Origin of the sequence: Nonomuraea sp. NPDC049784 (assembly GCF_040659615.1) — a bacterium.
In the GTDB taxonomy this organism is placed as follows: Bacteria; Actinomycetota; Actinomycetes; order Streptosporangiales; family Streptosporangiaceae; genus Nonomuraea.
On the sequence record NZ_JBFAMX010001302.1, the window covers coordinates 1 to 1,092 of the forward strand.

2 protein-coding genes are annotated in these 1,092 nt (G+C 68.4%); both read right to left on the reverse strand.

Annotation, left to right across the window (positions count from 1 at the left end):
- Positions 1 to 280 (reverse strand): hypothetical protein (locus AB0J09_RS65585; RefSeq protein ID WP_360714703.1); only part of this gene is annotated, 280 nt, incomplete at its 3' end.
- A 55-nt stretch (positions 281 to 335) separates the two neighbouring features.
- A complete protein-coding gene (locus AB0J09_RS65590; RefSeq protein ID WP_360714705.1) occupies positions 336 to 767 on the reverse strand; it encodes a hypothetical protein in 432 nt (143 codons plus the stop codon).
- Positions 768 to 1,092 lie beyond the last annotated feature (325 nt).

Sequence of the window (1,092 nt, forward strand, 5' to 3'; positions counted from 1 at the left end):
GGGCGAACTGCTCGGCCAGATGCCGGTGAAAGGCGCCGACACCTCCGCGCAACCCGCTGCGCAGGGCGGCTCCCGCGATGTCGGCCGTCACCGCTTCCCGCAGCACGTCTTCCAGCCGGACGCCGGCGGCCAGCGGCACCAACTCGGCAATGGCCGGCAGGTCACCGGGCCGAGCTTGCCGAATGCGGACACCAGCAGTGTCAGACCAGCCGTTGATCAGAGCCTGCTCGCTCAACCTTTCGGGCTTCTTGCGTGCCCTCAACCGGTTGCCCTTGCTCACCGCGCCGCCCTTCGGACATCTGTTGCTGGGGCCCTGCGGGAAGGTGTCGGCTGTCTCACACGTTTGGGGCGAGATCCGGAAGTGTGTAGGTCGGGACGTCGGACCCGCGCTTGGTGAACCGCTCGGCCCACATGGCGACGTCACCGGCATCGTCGTCGCCGGGATCGGGATCGGGATCGGGATCGCCGGCCGCCTGCTGCGCCTGTTGCGCGCTGCTATGAAGAGCCTGGGTGAAATCGCGCAGCGCGGCCACGCAGTTGTAAGGGTTGCGGGCAGCCGGGGTTCCCTCGCCCGGCTTGGTGGCCTTGACCGCATCCCACATGGCGTCGGCATACAGCCACAGCGCTTGGCGGGCACGCTCTTGCCGGGCCCGGTCCACGGGGTCGAGCTGGGCCAGCAGCGCCGCGTCCAACTCGGCCAGGTCATCGGCCAGATTGATCATGTTGTCTTGATGACGGGTCTCCCACTCACCGCTGTCAGTCGTCACGCTGGCGACGTTACGCCTCCGTCTGACCTACGTCCCCAGGCCTGCCAAGGCGGTATGGCCGCCGACGCTGCGGCCTAGGATCCCGTGGTGGGGCTGCAGGACGGGCAGGGGCAGCGGCGGAGGAGATGTGGTCCGATCATGGGTGCCCGGTGTCCGGTCAGCCTCTTGCCGAAGTTTTTGACCGTGCCATCGCGGCGCTCCCCGGCGTATGCGGGTACGGCACCGACATGAGCAAGCACACACCCATGGACAAGGCGCCGCCCGTATCCAGTCGGCCGCGGCGAAGAACCCCGGCGGCGACACCGCTCGTGACGAGTTCGATCGC